Below are 15,994 nucleotides of genomic sequence, written 5' to 3'. Positions count from 1 at the left end.
TAACCGTCCTTGCAATCAACGCGAAAAAATGTAGTATTATTCTTCTGCGTCGGCACGTAGCGCAGCCTGGTAGCGCACCGTCATGGGGTGTCGGGGGTCGGAGGTTCAAATCCTCTCGTGCCGACCAAAATTTTAAAACCAGCCCTCAGTGGCTGGTTTTTTTGTACCTGAAATCTTCCATCTGCCGTGCAAATAAAGTACAGCCACTTCCGTCAGGGGCGGATTTTTGACATATTACGCCATTAGGGAAAAGCCCTACAGGCAAAGAAATAGGCTAATTCGAAATGGAACATGTTGTTAAGTATATTGTGAGTAATGAGTATCTCTCCCTGGCTGAAGGCGAAGAGGCACATGATGTTGTCTATAGCATCGACAAGAATTTTTTATTAGGTGCCGCCGTTTCTGCCGTATCAGTGCTCATTAATAGCAGTAAGAAATTCAACTTCCATTTTTTCACTGATTTTATCAGCAACGATCATCTCGAAAAATTTAACGCGCTGGCGCAAAAATTCCAGACAAATATTTATATTTATCTGATCGACAAAACATCCTTCTCAGATTTCCCCGTACGGGCCAAATGGACCGTCGCGACCTACTATCGCTTTATTGCGTTTAACTCTCTGTCATCGACTAAGAAAACCGTTCTTTATCTTGATGCCGACGTGATGTGCAAAGCCAGTCCTGACGCTCTCCTGGATCTCAAATTAGGGGAAAAGTATGCCGCCGTGGTCCCGGATCTGGGATTAGTACAGCAGACGTGCGAGGAACGACTGGGTTTGTCTGGAATGGAAGGTAATTATTTTAATGCCGGGGTAATTTACCTGAATCTCGAACAGTGGAAGCTGAACAATTTTACCGAAAAAGCGCTGGCGATGATTGGGGATAAAACGACGGAATACAGCTTCCTCGATCAGGACGTGCTGAATATTCTTTTCCATAAAAACAGCCTGTTGCTGCCGGGAAAATATAATCAGATTTATGACGCCGCCCATCACTTTGGTCTCAAAACGTCACATCTGCATAGCGAAGCTATTACCGATGAGACGGTCTTTATCCACTACACCAGCAGCTCAAAACCCTGGTTACAATGGATGCGTTACCCGTCGTCGGTCTATTTTGATATTGCCTACGAGCAATCGCCCTGGAAAGGCTTGCCGCTGCAGGATGCCCATACAACCACCCTGTTAAAACTGCGTTCTAAGCACGAATACCGCCAGAAGAAATACCTCTCCAGTCTTATTTCACAAATTAGGTATATCGTGAAAAAATCCGGACTGAAGAAATAAAAACCGCTACGCCCTGAACGCCATTCAGGGCGTTATATCGGATTACAGCAGGAACAACGTTGCCAGGCCGAGGAAGATAAAGAATCCGCCGGTGTCGGTTATCGCCGTGATCATTACGCTTGAGCCGACGGCGGGATCTTTGCCCAGTTTGGTCATCGTCATCGGAATAACCACGCCCATCAGCGCCGCAACCAAAAGATTCAGGATCATCGCCAGCGTCATGACGCCGCCCATCGCTGCGTCGTTATACAACAGCCAGGTAATCGTTCCCATCACGCCGCCCCAGACCAGGCCGTTGATCAACGCCACGCCAAGCTCGCGCAGCATCAGGAATGAGATATTGCCGGCCTGAATATGCTGTAGCGCTAACGCGCGCACGATCATGGTAATAGTCTGGTTACCGGTGTTGCCGCCGATACCGGCCACAATCGGCATCAGAGACGCCAGGGCCACCAGCTGAGAAATGGTATGTTCAAAGAGCCCGATCACACGGGAAGCCACAAACGCAGTACAAAGGTTAATGGCAAGCCACGCCCATCGGGTGCGAACGGCTTTGCTCACCGGCGCAAAGACGTCCTCTTCCGTGCTCAGGCCGCCCATGCGGCGCAAATCGCTGTCGGTTTCCTCGTACACCACGTCAACAATCTCATCGACCGTTAAGCGGCCCATCAGCTTGCCGGCGCTGTCGATAACCGCGGCGCTGATTAAGTCGTCACGCTCAAAGGTACGTGCGGCTTTTTCATCGTGATCTTCCGGAGCAAAACAGGTGGGATTATCGTCCATCACTTTAAACACCGGCGTTTGCGGCGCATGCAGCAAAATCGCGGTGAGGTCCAGCTCCCCCAACAGCGTTTTGTCCCGGCTGGTGACGAACAGTTTATCGGTGTTCTGCGGGACTTTACCGCGAAGTCGAAGATAGCGCTGCACCACGGCAAGCGTGACGTCAGGACGCACGGTGATCACTTCAAAGTCCATGATCGCACCGACGCTGTGCTTGTCATAATGCAGGATCTGGCGAACCTGGGTGCGCTCATTCTGCGGCATCGTCGCCAGCAGGCGCCCGACCAGATCGCGAGGAAGGTATTGCGCCAGATAGATCTGATCGTCAATATCCAGCGGACGTAGCGCGTTAAGCAACGCTTTATCGCTCATATCCTCAATCAGATCGTCCCAGACGGTTTCTGCCGCTTCGACCAGTACGCTACCGCGCCGCTCTTCGGTAATCAGGCTCCACAGCGCTAAACGCTCTTCCGTGGGCAATGCTTCCAGGACATCGGCGAGATCCGGCGCGGGCAGCCGCCCTACCAGCGTCACTATCTCGGCGATATCCTGTTCAGCACTTTGCGTTTCAGCGAGCGGCTCTTTGGCCAGAATGCCGCTGGCAACGGCCTTATTCGTCAGCAAGATTTGCAGGATGCGCGCCCGATCCTGGTCGCGCTCTTTGGTGCTGTACTTCTGAATGGCTGTCATAAATAAACTGTTCCCTTGAAACGACGAGTTAGTTTATAGCGCGGGAAGATGAAGAAAACAAAAAACCAGCCTTAATAGACTGGTTTTTTTTACTTTGTTTAGAAAACGCTGACCTAATGGCCCGTTCTTGCTACGGCATCGCGTGACGCCTGCTCCCGCTCATGGCCGGTAAGTTCGCTAAGCTTACCCTGGCGCATTTCCAGCAGGCGGTCGGCATGGATGAAGTAATTATCGTCATGGCTGATGGCAAATACCGTTTTCCCCATTTGCTGCATCAGCGGCAGCAACACCTGGTAGAACTCCCGGCGGAAATGAGGATCCTGGTCTGCGGCCCATTCGTCCAGCAGAATAATATCGCGTTCCTCCGCCAGCGCCAGCAGCAGCGCCACGCGCTTGCGCTGACCTTTCGACAGCTTGAGGTTAAGAATGGTGCCGTTTTCCAGCTCCAGCTTGCTGCTCATCTTCAACCGCTCAAGCCAGCTGGCCACCAGCTCAGGGTTAGCCTGCTTACCCTGCGGTCCAAGAAGCCTGTCGAACAGCCAGACGTCGGTAAAGACTGCCGAAAATAGCTTGCGGTAGTCGTCCTGCGTTTCGGCCTCAACTCTTTTTCCATCAAGGTAAATAGCCCCGCTCACCGGCTGATAAAGTCCGGTAAGCAGCATCGCAAGGGTAGATTTTCCGCTGCCGTTGCCGCCAATCAGGAACAGCAGCTCTCCGCGCTTAATGGTGAGATTAAGCGGGCCCACGCCGAAGCTATTGTCACCGTACTGGAATACCACATCGCGCATTTCAAGCTGTTGCCAGTTCCCAGCTTCTTTCGAACGGGGGAACCGGGCATCGTAAGGCGCGAGCTGGAACTTGTTCAGCTTGTTAAAGGCAACCTGGGCGCTTAATAGCGTCGGTAAGGCTCCCACGGCAGAAAGGAGTGGCGTGCGCAGGAATAACAACGTTAAAGAGAAAGTGGCTGCTACGTTGGTATCGGACCAGCCCAGGCTGTTAGCCATATAAAACACCAGGCCAATTGCGCCCAGCATCATAATATTTGACCAGTTTACAGCGCTCAGGTGGTAGGTATCCGCCCAGATAATGTTGTTTCGATAATCGGCAGCATGAGGCGTGTAGGTATCCTGGTAAATCCGTTCCGCTCGCTCGCGGTTCAACGCCAGCTCTTTGCGCCCTTCGATGACGGTTTGGTAGTCGTTATAGAGCTTATCTTCGATCTCCCGAAGCTGGGCCATATGTTTGTATACCCGCGCCACCAGCAAATAGCCACCGACAATGGTTATCACCAGCCACACGGTGGTGACGCCCAGCATTTTCGGCGAGAGCCAGGCCAGATAGGCCGCAGAGCCGATAGCCAGAATAATGCCCTGCACCAGCTCCGGCAGGCGCACAAAAGCGATAGTGATGTTGCGAATATCGCTGGTTAACCCCGCCAACAGCGCCGCGCTGCCAAGCTGTTCGACCCGCTCAACGTCGGTATCCATCAGGCGCTTAATAAACTCGCTACGCAGGCGAAAAACAAAATGGTGACCGAGGGTAGTTAATGCCAGCTGGGAGCCCAGCGTCACGGCCATCAGCAATAAAAGCAGGCCCAAAAATTCCGGCAACACCGCGAGGGTGATATCTGGCGTTTCAATCAGCCGCTGATTAATAAAGGCAATCAGGCCGATGCCCAGCGCGGCGCTTGCCAGGCTTAACGCCATGACCATCATAAAAGGCCAGCGATACTGGCGATAAACCACACGAAGTAGCTCCATTATTCCCTACCTGCAAAATAAAACAGCGAGCAGTTTAAACGGCTCGCCGTCCACAGCAAGAATAATTCTTATTTTTATTTGCCTTACGACGCGCGGCGAAAGGTCAGGTTATAGCGGAACTGGTCGGTAAGGGGATGAAAGCCGGGTTTGAGAGGCAGAATGCCGTGATAGAAAAGCCGTGATGCGCCTCCCCACACCACCACGTCGCCATGCTCAAGCATGACGCGCTGCAGCGGATCGCTACGCTGTAGCCCGCCAAACTGAAAAACGGCAGGTAAACCCAGGGAGACAGAAACAATCGGCTGACGCAGATTCGGTTCGTCTTTATCCTGATGAAGAGAGAGCTTTGTTCCGGGCGCATAGCGGTTGATCAGGCAGGCATCAGGGTCAAAATCCGCGTATCCCGCAGCATGCGAAGCTCGCGCGCAGACGTCCTGAAACAGAGAGGGAAGCTGAGGCCAGAACTGGCCGGTCAGCGAGTCCTTCGGTGAATAGAGATAGCCGTGCTGGTTTGTGCTCCAGCCCAGCTCGCCGCAGTTGGTCATCGCCACCGACATGGTATGTCCACCGGGCGTGACCATATGGCGAAAAGGCGCCTGCTGCGATACCTGATGAACGGCCGCCATCAGCGCGGCGGCATCCTCCCGGGCAAAGCGGCGCAGAATAATTGCGCCTTCTGCGAGCGGTTCTTCCCAGGGGGCCTCATCGGCGAACAAATCCAGCATTATTCCTCCAGGCTTTGCTTCTCGTTTTCCAGAAGCCGACGTTTGCGCTCCACGCCCCAGCGGTAGCCGGACAAACCACCATCGCTGCGGATCACTCGATGGCAGGGAATGGCGACCGCAAGCGTGTTGGCCGCGCATGCACCGGCCACGGCACGAACGGCGGCGGGCTTACCTATACGTGCCGCCAGCTCGCTGTAGCTCACGGTAGCTCCGGGCGGAACGGCTCTTAATGCCTGCCATACCAACTGCTGAAATGCCGTGCCGCGAATGTCGAGAGGTAAGATAAATTCAGTTCCTGGCGACTCAATAAAACTAATCACCCGCGCAACGCGTGACTCAAACGTTTCATCACCCGGCATGAGCTGTGAACGGGGAAACTCGGTTTCGAGTTCACTTATCAGCGCTTCGGCATGTTCACCCAACAAAATCGCACAAATGCCCCGCTCGCTTTCAGCCACCAGAAACTCTCCCAATTGGCAGGTGCCGACCACAAACTGCACGTGCGTACGGGCCCCGCCCTTTCGGTATTGGCTCGCCGTCATGCCCAGCGCGGCATCAGCCTGATGGTAGAACGCGCTGCCGGACTGAAACCCGGCATCAAAAATGGCCTTTGTTACCTCTGTTCCCTGCGCGAGCGCGTCACGCAGCCGACGAGCACGATGCGCTTTTTGCCATTCATTCGGCGTTACGCCGGTGACGCTTTTGAACAGTCGATGAAAGTGAAAGCTGCTCATGGCAACCTGCCCTGCCAGCTCATCAAGCGTGAGAGGTGAATCGCTGGCTTCAATAATGCGGCAGGCTTGTTCGATGCGCGCAACTCGCTGCAGCTCAGGGGCAAGCTTGTCCGGCTGGCAGCGTTTGCAGGCTCGGAAACCGGCCTTCAGCGCCGCTTCGGGCGAAGTGTAGAACCCCGTATTTTCACGCAGCGGACGGCGGGCGCTGCAGGATGGCCGGCAGAAGATCCCGGTCGTTTTGACGGCAAAGACAAACTGCCCGTCAGCCCGGGCATCACGCTGCTCAACCGCCTGCCAGCGTTGCTGCTCTGTAATATAACCGTTGTTCTGTTTCATCATCACGACCTCATGCTTATCTTAACGATACCATCATGGCAGCCAGGGCCGGATGAAAAACTCGGGTTCTTGCTTTTTAATTTTTCTCGTCGAGGAGGAAGGTTTTGAACTGCGGCGACATCCAGCTGCGGAAGCCATCTCCTTCTTTGCTGATGAGATAAACCGCCAGCCCTTCTCGCTGCGCGACCTGCTTCGCTTTTTCTTCCCCCAGTACCATCAGGCCGGTATCCCAACCATCAGCCTCCATAGCCGTGGTGGCAATAACGGTCGCGGAAACGAGTTTGTGCTCGATTGGTCGCCCGGTCTGAGGGTTAATAATGTGCGAGATACGTTTGCCATCCAGTTCGTAATAGTTACGGTAGCTGCCTGAAGTACTGATCCCATGGCCGTTAATATCGACCATTGCCTGAACGGCATTTTCCCGATCGGTCGGCTTCTGAATGGCCACGCGCCAAGGCTTGCCGTCCGGATTTGTCCCGCGAGTGGCCACCGCCCCGCCGACGGACACGAGATAGCGGCTAATGCCATTTTGCTCCATCAGGCGTGCAAGATGATCGGCGGCGTAACCTTCCCCGATAGTCGACAGATCGACATACAGCCCCTGCAGATCCTTTTGCAACCACTGCTGCCCGGCCGCATTTACCACCTTAAGATGCTGCAGGCCTGTTAGCGCTTTCGCGGCGTCGATTTGCGCCTGGTTTGGGGTGTGCAGAGGCTGTTTATCCGGTCCAAATCCCCACAAGTTGACCAGAGGCCCAACCGTAATGTCCATCGCCCCGTCGGTTTTGGCGCCAATCCGCAGCGCCATGGTGACGATATCGCTCATCGCCTCGCTTACCGGATACGGTTCAGTACTGGTCGATTGGTTAAAAAAGGAAAGTGCCGAATCCTTTTTCCAGGTCGACATCAATTTGTCATCGCCATCCAGCTGAGCCTGAATTTTTTTCTGCAGCGTCGTCTTCTGCGCGGCGTCCACGTCGGCCAGGCTAACACGCCAGTAAGTCCCCATGGTTTTACCCTCCAGCACCACCGACTTTGCGGCGCTGTTTTGGGCGTTATCGCACCCTGCCAGGGCTATAAGGGCTACGGCAAAGCAGCCGCGACGAATAAGGCGTAAATCCATGGTGTCACTCTCCTGTTTCGGGAGGCTAAGAGTACAGCAAAAGGGGAAAAGAGATGAGGCAAGCGGCGAGCCATTGAGGTTTAAGACAGAAAAAAGGCGCCTTGCGGCGCCTTTCAGATTGATGACAAACAGCCGAAAGACGTGGTTTTCGACCGTTTGGGGCAAACCAGAGAACATTATTCATTGTTTTTATTAGACCTTGGTTCGGACTTTTTTATAGCAATGAACTTTGTCAGCAGTCTCAAAGGCGCCTTGCGGCGCCTTTGTCATTTTGACTGAGATTAGAACTGGTAAACCAGGCCTACACCCACAACGTCATCGGTACCGATGCCGGCAGCCTGAGTGAAGTCATTTTTGTCCAGCAGGTTGATTTTGTAGTCAACGTAGGTGGACATGTTTTTGTTGAAGTAGTAAGTCGCGCCAACATCAACATATTTCAGCAGATCCTGGTCGCCGTAGCCTTCCAGGTTCTTACCTTTAGACTGCAGGTAAGCCACGGATGGACGCAGACCGAAGTCGAACTGGTACTGAGCAACAACTTCGAAGTTCTGTGCTTTGTTAGCAAAGCCCAGGCTACCAGCGCGAGTTGCGTTGTAGGTCTGGGTGTACTGAGATGCCAGATAGATGTTGTTAGCGTCGTATTTCAGACCGCCGGTGTAGGTAGTGGCGTCATCACCGTGACCCAGTACGCCAGCGGCGTTCTGATCGGTAGTACGTTTAGAGCTAGAAATTGCTGAACCCAGGCTGAAACCTTCACCCAGATCGTAGGTCAGGGAGCCGCCGAAGCCGTCACCATTCTGACGCAGGAGGCCACGACCGTTGTTGGTAGAACCTTCACCGCTAGCGCTGCCGTTTTTACCCTGATACTGCAGAGCAAAGTTCAGGCCATCAACCAGACCGAAGAAGTCGGTGTTACGGTAGGTTGCAACGCCGTTTGCACGAGACTGCATGAAGTTATCAGCACCGTAGGTATCGCCACCGAATTCTGGCAGAACGTCAGTCCAGGAAGTAACGTCGTAAACAACGCCGTAGTTACGACCATAGTCAAAAGAACCCGCCTGACCGAACTTCAGACCAGCAAACGCCAGACGAGTCCAGGCCTGATCGCTTGAGTTTTCAGTGTTGTTCGCCTGAACGTTGTATTCCCACTGGCCGTAACCGGTCAGCTGGTCGTTGATCTGAGTTTCGCCTTTGAAGCCGAAGCGAACGTAAGTCTGGTCGCCGTCAGCGCTTTTATCATTGGAGAAATAGTGCAGACCATCAACTTTACCGTACAGGTCTAATTTATTGCCGTCTTTGTTATAAATTTCGGCTGCATTTGCAGCGCCTGCTACCAGCAGAGCCGGTACCAGAAGGGATAGTGCTTTAACTTTCATCTTATTAACCCTCTGTTATATGCCTTATTTTATTTACCACTGCTTACTGATTAACCCTCTAATCAGTCGGCAAATTCATTGTCCAAAACAAAGGCTGAATAATCCAACGAGAATATGATACGAAAACTATATAGATGTTTCATTTATCAATATAGATGTATCCAAATGTAAATCAGAGGGAACTTTTTTTAGCACGAATAGCTAAAAATATAAGCATGAATAATCAAAAAATAATAACAATGCATTAAAAACAATAAGTTAAACCAAAAATAAAAAAGTAGCACTGAATGATAATTTTTTTCTTACTTTCAGCGATAAAATCACTCTCGCTATCATCATTAACTTTATTTATTACCGTCATTCGAATCTGAATGTCCGTTTACCCCTATTAGTGCCGGATGCTCGCATCCGGTTTTTTTTTGCCCTTCTTTACACAACTTTAATATTCTCCTGCTACCGATGCAATTTGTAACGTCTGTTAATTAATCAATCTGCTTTTTTTCTCCATATTTCATGCACAACCCAGATGATTCTTAAAAACAGCCTTTTATTGCCTCTCTGCGTTCGCCACAAATAGCTGTACAAATCTTCCCCAACTGTACAAATCTCTCTCAGTAACTTAACGTAAATTCTTATTTAAGGATTTATCCTAATAATCAGTCACCTGAAAAACGCCTGAGAACCCCCTATACTGCGTCAGATTGCTGACTGTATCGCCATATAAAGGTATTCTTAGCGTCTGCCGGCGCGAAGACGCTAAGGCTAAACGGCCCACGCAATCAGTTGGGCTATCTATCATCCAGGATTGGCGAGGCTTCGCCGGGTTACCTACATACAATGAGCCAGTCTGAAAATACGTCGCTAAATAAGTTCTCACTGTTCCCCGGCAACATTACGCGCTTCTTTTTGCTGCTGACCATCGTACTGCTCGTCTCCATGGGCGTGCTGGTGCAAAGCGCCGTTAATGCCTGGCTGAAGGACAAAAGCTATCAGATTGTCGACATCACGCATGCCCTGCATAAGCGGGTAGAAACCTATCGCTATGCGACGTGGCAAATCTACGACAATATTGCCACCGCGCCTGCGGCCTCTGGGGAAAACCTGCAGGAAACCCGCCTGCGCCAGGACGTGTATTACCTCGACAAGCCACGCAGCAAAACCGAAGCGCTGATCTTTGGCTCCCATGACAGCTCTACGCTGGAAATGACGCAGCGGATATCCGGCTACCTGGACACGCTTTGGGGCGCGGAGAACAGCCCCTGGTCGATGTACTACCTGAACGGCCAGGACAACAGCATGATCCTGGTCTCTACCCTGCCGCTAAAAGATCTCTCCTCCGGCTTTAAAGACTCTGGCGTTGGTACCATCGTGGACTCACGCCGGGCAGAGATGCTGCAGCAGGCCAATGCCCTGGACGAGCGCGAAAGTTTCTCTTCGCTGCGCAAGCTAAACTGGCAAAACGGCCATTACTTCACGCTTCGAACCACCTTTAATCAGCCTGGGCATCTGGCCACCGTGGTCGCATTTGATTTGCCTATTAACGATCTTATTCCACCGACAATGTCGCTGGACAGCTTCCAGCTCGAGCCAGATGAGCGCCAGCGGGCCGCCGCTACGGCAACGGATAAAGACGATCCGGACAGCGTGAGCATTAATTTTAATAGCGCCCGGATTGAAATCACCGCACCGGTGGCCACAACTCAGCTCCAACTGGTGTGGAAGGTACCGTTTGGTACGCTGATGATGGATACGCTGCAAAACATTCTTCTGCCGTTGCTGCTGAACATTGCGCTGCTCGGGTTAGCCGTTTTTGGCTTCGCGACCTTCCGCCAGCAGCCCCAGCGCCAGACCGAAAGCAATCCGGGTAACGGTGAGCTACAAATCCTGCGGGCGCTAAACGAAGAGATCGTGGCCATCCTGCCGCTTGGCCTGCTGGTCCACGACCTCGATGCCAATCGCACGGTAATAAGCAACAAAATTGCCGACCACCTGCTGCCCCATCTGAACTTGCAAAACATCATTTCGATGGCGGATCAGCACCAGGGCGTTATTCAGGCCACGGTAAATAATGAGCTGTATGAGATTCGCCAGTTTCGCAGCCAGATAGCGCCGCGCACGCAGATTTTTGTTATCCGCGATCAGGATCGTGAAATTCTGGTAAACAAGAAGCTCAAGCAGGCCCAGCGCCTGTATGAGAAAAACCAGCAGGGCCGCGCCGCCTTTATGCAGCACATTGGCGAGGCGCTACAGCTTCCGGTTAAGCAGCTGGCCGAACATGCGGCAGAAATTAACGACGATAAACACCTGCAGCTCTCGAACGATGCACAGACTATTGTGCGCCTGGTCGATGAAATTCAGTTGTTGAATATGCTGGAAGCAGACAGCTGGAAAACCCAGGCCAGCGAGTTTTCCATCCAGTCGCTTGTCGATGAAGTGGCGCTGTCGATGCTGCCGATTATCAAGCGTAAAGGGCTACAGCTGCTCATCAACAACAACCTGCCGGCCGATGAAAAACGCCACGGCGACAAAGACGTGCTGCGAAAAATTCTGGAACTCCTGCTGCATTACTCGGTGACGACCACGCAGATTGGCAAAATTACGCTTGAAATCAGCGAAGAGGAAGCCGGGCCGGATCGCCTGCTGTTCCGTGTGCTTGATACCGGCAACGGGATCGGCAACGGAGAAGTGGATAATCTGCATTTCCCGTTCCTTAACGAGACAAGTGAAGACCGCTACGGCCAGGCCAATGGTCTCGCGTTTTATCTCTGCGATCGCCTTGCGCGCAAGCTCGGTGGCCACCTGAACATCAAAACGCGCCCGGACATCGGCACGCGCTATAATTTACACATCAGAATGGCCGCTGAGCCCCAGGCGGAGATGCAGGAAGAAAAACTGCTGGATGATGTCGTGGCAATGCTGGATATCACCTCCAATGAGGTGCGTACCATTGTGACCAGAATGCTGGAAAACTGGGGCGCAAACTGTATTTCCCCGGACGAAAGACTGGCGAGTCAAGACTTTGATATCTTCCTCACTGATAATCCGTCTAATCTTACTGCTTCGGGCTTGCTTTTAAGCGATGATGAAAACGGGATGCGGAAAATCGCCCCAGGCCAGTTCCGGGTCAACTTTAATATCAGCAATGCGATGCAGGATGCCGTTCTGCAGCTGATTGAAAACCAACTGGCGGAGGAAGATACGCCGGACTCGCCTCTGGGCGGCGATGAAAACGCTCAGCTGCACGCCAGCGGTTATTACGCGCTGTTTGTCGACACGGTACCGGAAGATGTTACCAGGCTGTATACTGAATCTGCAGCGGGCGACTTTGCCGCTCTGGCTCAGACAGCGCACCGCCTGAAAGGCGTGTTTGCGATGCTGAATCTGGTGCCCGGCAAACAGTTATGTGAAACGTTGGAGCACCACATTCGTGAAAGTGACGCTCCAAACATACAAAAATATATCAGCGACATTGATGCTTATGTCAAAAGTCTGCTGTAGCAAGGTAGCCTATTAGATGAACAATATGAACGTAATTATTGCTGACGACCATCCGATTGTTCTGTTCGGCATTCGTAAGTCTCTGGAGCAGATCGAATGGGTGAATGTTGTCGGTGAATTCGAAGACTCCACGGCGCTTATTAACAACTTACCAAAGCTTGAAGCCAATGTTTTAATCACCGATCTTTCCATGCCGGGCGACAAATACGGCGACGGCATTACGCTGATTAAATACATCAAGCGTCACTTCCCGGATCTGTCGATCATTGTGCTGACCATGAACAACAACCCGGCTATCCTTAGCGCGGTGTTGGATCTGGACATCGAAGGGATCGTCCTCAAACAAGGCGCCCCAACCGATCTGCCTAAAGCGCTCGCCGCCCTGCAGAAAGGTAAAAAATTCACGCCGGAGAGCGTCTCTCGCCTGCTGGAAAAAATCAGCGCCGGCGGCTATGGCGACAAGCGTCTTTCTCCGAAAGAGAGTGAAGTCCTCCGCCTGTTCGCAGAAGGTTTCCTGGTGACCGAAATTGCCCGCAAGCTGAACCGCAGCATCAAAACAATCAGCAGCCAGAAGAAATCAGCGATGATGAAGCTGGGTGTGGAAAACGATATTGCGCTGCTGAACTACCTTTCTTCCGTGAGCCTGACGCCAGCGGACAAAGAGTAATTAGCGCATCTGCATGAAAAAAAGCCCCGCATTTAACCGCGGGGCTTTTTTTATGGTACCGAATTATCAGGCATTACGGGTACTGCGAACGCGAGCGGTATAAACCGCCAGCGTCTGTTTAATAACGTCGAGCGTCACCGGTTTAGACAGGCAGCTGTCCATGCCGGACTCCAGACACCGCTGTTTCTCTTCCGCCAGCGCATTGGCCGTCACGCCGATGACCGGCAGCGTCAGCCCCAGCTGACGAATGCGCTGGGTCAGGCGATAGCCGTCCATGTTCGGCATGTTGACGTCGCTCAGCACAATATCAATATGGTTTTTGCTGAGCACGTTAAGCGCGTCGATGCCGTCGTTCGCCGTCTTGCACTGGTAACCGAGCGATCCAAGCTGATCCGCCAGCAGGCGACGGTTAATCGGATGATCGTCAACCACCAGAATCATCATATCGTCGTTCTGCTCGCTGATTTCGCTCGCCGCCGTCAGCGCAGGAGAGCTGCCCGGCACGTCTACGGTAATACTGTAAATCCGCCCCAACAGAGGTAGAAGCTCGTGAGGCGCGGCTACGCTGTGGACCCAACGGCCAGGCTCAAATTCAACGGGAATTCCGATATGGCGACGGCAGAAGACAATTGCCGCCCGTCCGCCCCACGGAGCAGAAAGATTGTCATCGGTGATCAGAATATCGTCGCTGCCCGGCGTTTCGCCCGACCAGAAGTGAGCCTGTAGCCCATTTTTCACCAGCAGAGATTCCAGATAGCTGCTGAGATAATCATTGCGAACCGCCAGCCAGCAGCGCTTATCCGCCAACCCTTCGACGTTATTCTTCGGCGCAAACTGCGCCTGATACAGCGGGATGCGAACCGTAAACTGGCTCCCCATTCCCGCTTCGGTATCCACGGAGATATCACCGTCCATCATGCTGATAAGCTTTTCGCAAATCGCCAGTCCCAGCCCGGTTCCCTGGAAATTGCGCTGCACGCCGGTACCGACCTGGAAGAACGGATCGAACAGCCTGGTGACTTCTTTGGTCGGGATCCCCACCCCGGTATCGCGAACCCGGAAGCTCAGGTAGTCTCCGTTAACGGAAACATGCAGGATGATACAGCCAATATCGGTGAACTTAATCGCGTTGCTAAGCAGGTTAGAAATCACCTGCTGCAGCCGCATCGGGTCACCCTGCAGGGTTAGCGGTACGTCGTCGTCGATAAAGCAGTAAAGCCCAAGCTGCTTACGAACCACGAGCGGCAGATAGTTGGCGGTAATGTGGCTCATCACCTCGCGCGGTGAAAACTCGCGAGGCTCAATTTTCAGCTGCTCGGACTCAATTTTTGAGAAGTCGAGAATGTCGCTGATGATTTTAAGCAGCAGGCTGGAGGAGTTATTCATTGCCGTGACCAGCCTGTCGACGCCCTTCGGCAGCTCTTTCGTTTGCAGCAGATCGAGGTTACCGATAATGCCGTACAGCGGCGTACGCAGTTCGTGGCTGACGGTGGCAAGGAACATGGACTTCGACTGGCTGGCCTGCTCGGACGCCTGAGCCATCTCCTGCAGCGATTCTTCCATCTTCACGCGGGCGCTCACGTCAACCAGCACGCAAATCGCCACGTTCTCATTGCGGTAGCGCGAATGCACAAAGCTAATCTGCAGATTGGTATGATTGCTGGTCACCACATCGACAAAATTAACCTGCTGACCGCAGATAATCTGCGTCAGCCGCTGCCTGTCCTCGTGGGTCAGCATATTGAGGTAATTGTGCGCCAGTTCGTTACTCAGAATATTGGTACCGTCCTGCGTTCGCAGGATACAGATACCCACCGGCGCAGACGCGACAATTTTCCGGTTGAACTGCTCGTGCTCCTCCAGCCGCTGGGCATCGCTTTCGGCAGGGATAAAAATCCTGCGTTCATACATGCGTGCCAGGGTAAACAGCACAATCCCGACCAGCACGTTGAGTAACACGGCATTGAGGATCAGCATCCTGATGCTTTCCAGCACCAGGTCAACGGGAACGGAATAGATAACGCTCAGCGACGACGGCGGCAGATTCTTCTTCAATACCAGCGCTTTAAAGCCCGAGGTGTAGCCAAACCAGGAGCGGTCCTGAATCCAGCGGCTTTCAGGTTCAATACGAGATTCCGGGCCGGTCAGAGAAATTAATGGATGACCGTTTTCATCCAGAATGGTCACCCCGATGGGCAGCGTGCCCGGCGTCAGGAAGTTCTCCATGCGTACCGTTTGCTCAATGCCCAGCAGCGCCTGCAGGCGGGTCGCCAGATAAACCGGCGTCAGGGTATAAAAATAACCAATACCGGCGCGCGGCCCCTGCCCAATCCAGTAGATGCTATTGGCTCGTTCATCCTGCGGCGCGGTGCGGTATTTCATAATGCGCTCGTGCAGCGTTTTCAGCGCGCTCTCCCGCTCCAGCGGCATATCACGCAGCCCAAAGTCCGCCATACACAAATTATCGCCGCCAATCAGAAATACCCGGTTGAGATCGTAGGCCGCTGAGAAGTTATCGCGCCAGTAGCGCAGGAACCATGAAAGAGACTGCAGCGAACTTCGCCACGTCGCGCTGACCGCCGAGCAGTCCGAGTCCGGGAACAGCGGCATAAACGTTGGCGCATCGGTTTTATCGGCGCTTTGTTCGAGCGGCGGCAGGACGCCATTTGGCGCGGTAAGGCGGTTCTCAGCAATGTACTTCAGCTCTTTCACCACGTCCGAGGTACGCTGGATATAGCGCTGGGCCTGGTCAAAGCTGATGTTAAATTCCTGACGAATCTCCGACTCTTTATCGTGCAGCGCGTTAACGATGTAAAACACGGAAAACAGCGCGATCAGCAGCCAGAGCAGCAGCGCTAACGCCCTGAACAGGTAACGCGAAATTTTAAGGGTGCTTCGAAAAGAGACGAGATATTTCAAATTAAGCCTGGCGGTACGCGAGAGAGTAAATAGAGATGCGCTTAAGGTAGCCGCAAAACCCCTGGCCCGCAACGGCAAACAAAAAAGGCCGCAAAAGCGG

Annotated in this window: 10 protein-coding genes and 1 tRNA gene; 4 read left to right on the top strand and 7 right to left on the bottom strand. The window is 52.9% G+C overall.

The features are described 5' to 3' along the window. Nucleotides 1-50 precede the first annotated feature (50 nt). Nucleotides 51-127 (top strand) — tRNA-Pro (locus HX778_RS00750). Nucleotides 128-284: 157 nt separating this feature from the next. Next, complete coding sequence (locus tag HX778_RS00745) at nt 285-1,286, top strand: glycosyltransferase (protein ID WP_176981068.1); 1,002 nt, start codon at nt 285-287, stop codon at nt 1,284-1,286. Between the two features lie 42 nt (nt 1,287-1,328). Here the strand turns inward: HX778_RS00745 and mgtE are convergent, their stop codons facing one another. The 6 genes from mgtE to HX778_RS00715 form a co-directional block, all read right to left on the bottom strand. After that, nucleotides 1,329-2,756: a magnesium transporter gene (gene mgtE, locus HX778_RS00740; protein WP_038480989.1), complete on the bottom strand. Its 1,428-nt coding sequence runs from the start codon at nt 2,754-2,756 to the stop codon at nt 1,329-1,331. Between the two features lie 113 nt (nt 2,757-2,869). Then, a complete protein-coding gene (locus HX778_RS00735; protein ID WP_176981067.1) occupies nt 2,870-4,516 on the bottom strand; it encodes a multidrug ABC transporter permease/ATP-binding protein in 1,647 nt (548 codons plus the stop codon). A gap of 83 nt (nt 4,517-4,599) precedes the next feature. After that, nucleotides 4,600-5,241, bottom strand: coding sequence for a DNA oxidative demethylase AlkB (gene alkB / locus HX778_RS00730; protein WP_038480981.1), 642 nt, complete (start codon nt 5,239-5,241; stop codon nt 4,600-4,602). Further along, nucleotides 5,241-6,314, bottom strand: a complete 1,074-nt coding sequence (gene ada / locus HX778_RS00725) for a bifunctional DNA-binding transcriptional regulator/O6-methylguanine-DNA methyltransferase Ada (RefSeq protein ID WP_081948201.1) — start codon at nt 6,312-6,314, stop codon at nt 5,241-5,243. The genes alkB and ada overlap by 1 nt, the downstream gene beginning before the upstream one ends. Before the next feature lie 73 nt (nt 6,315-6,387). Then, complete coding sequence (apbE, locus tag HX778_RS00720; RefSeq protein ID WP_176981066.1) at nt 6,388-7,434, bottom strand: FAD:protein FMN transferase ApbE; 1,047 nt, start codon at nt 7,432-7,434, stop codon at nt 6,388-6,390. Between the two features lie 281 nt (nt 7,435-7,715). Next, complete coding sequence (locus HX778_RS00715) at nt 7,716-8,810, bottom strand: porin OmpC (RefSeq protein ID WP_038480972.1); 1,095 nt, start codon at nt 8,808-8,810, stop codon at nt 7,716-7,718. An 837-nt stretch (nt 8,811-9,647) separates the two neighbouring features. Between HX778_RS00715 and rcsD the strand changes: the two genes are divergently transcribed. Then, nucleotides 9,648-12,308: a phosphotransferase RcsD gene (gene rcsD, locus HX778_RS00710; protein WP_176981065.1), complete on the top strand. Its 2,661-nt coding sequence runs from the start codon at nt 9,648-9,650 to the stop codon at nt 12,306-12,308. A gap of 16 nt (nt 12,309-12,324) precedes the next feature. Continuing rightward, nucleotides 12,325-12,975, top strand: coding sequence for a response regulator transcription factor RcsB (gene rcsB / locus HX778_RS00705; RefSeq protein WP_038480967.1), 651 nt, complete (start codon nt 12,325-12,327; stop codon nt 12,973-12,975). Between the two features lie 66 nt (nt 12,976-13,041). Here rcsB and rcsC read toward each other — a convergent pair whose 3' ends face one another. Then, a complete protein-coding gene (rcsC, locus tag HX778_RS00700; protein WP_176981064.1) occupies nt 13,042-15,894 on the bottom strand; it encodes a two-component system sensor histidine kinase RcsC in 2,853 nt (950 codons plus the stop codon). Nucleotides 15,895-15,994 lie beyond the last annotated feature (100 nt).

The sequence above is a fragment of the Cedecea sp. P7760 genome, assembly GCF_013386425.1.
In the GTDB taxonomy this organism is placed as follows: domain Bacteria; phylum Pseudomonadota; class Gammaproteobacteria; order Enterobacterales; family Enterobacteriaceae; genus Cedecea; species Cedecea selenatireducens.
Note: the sequence above shows the minus strand (reverse complement) of the source record. Positions and strands in the feature narration are given on the sequence as shown.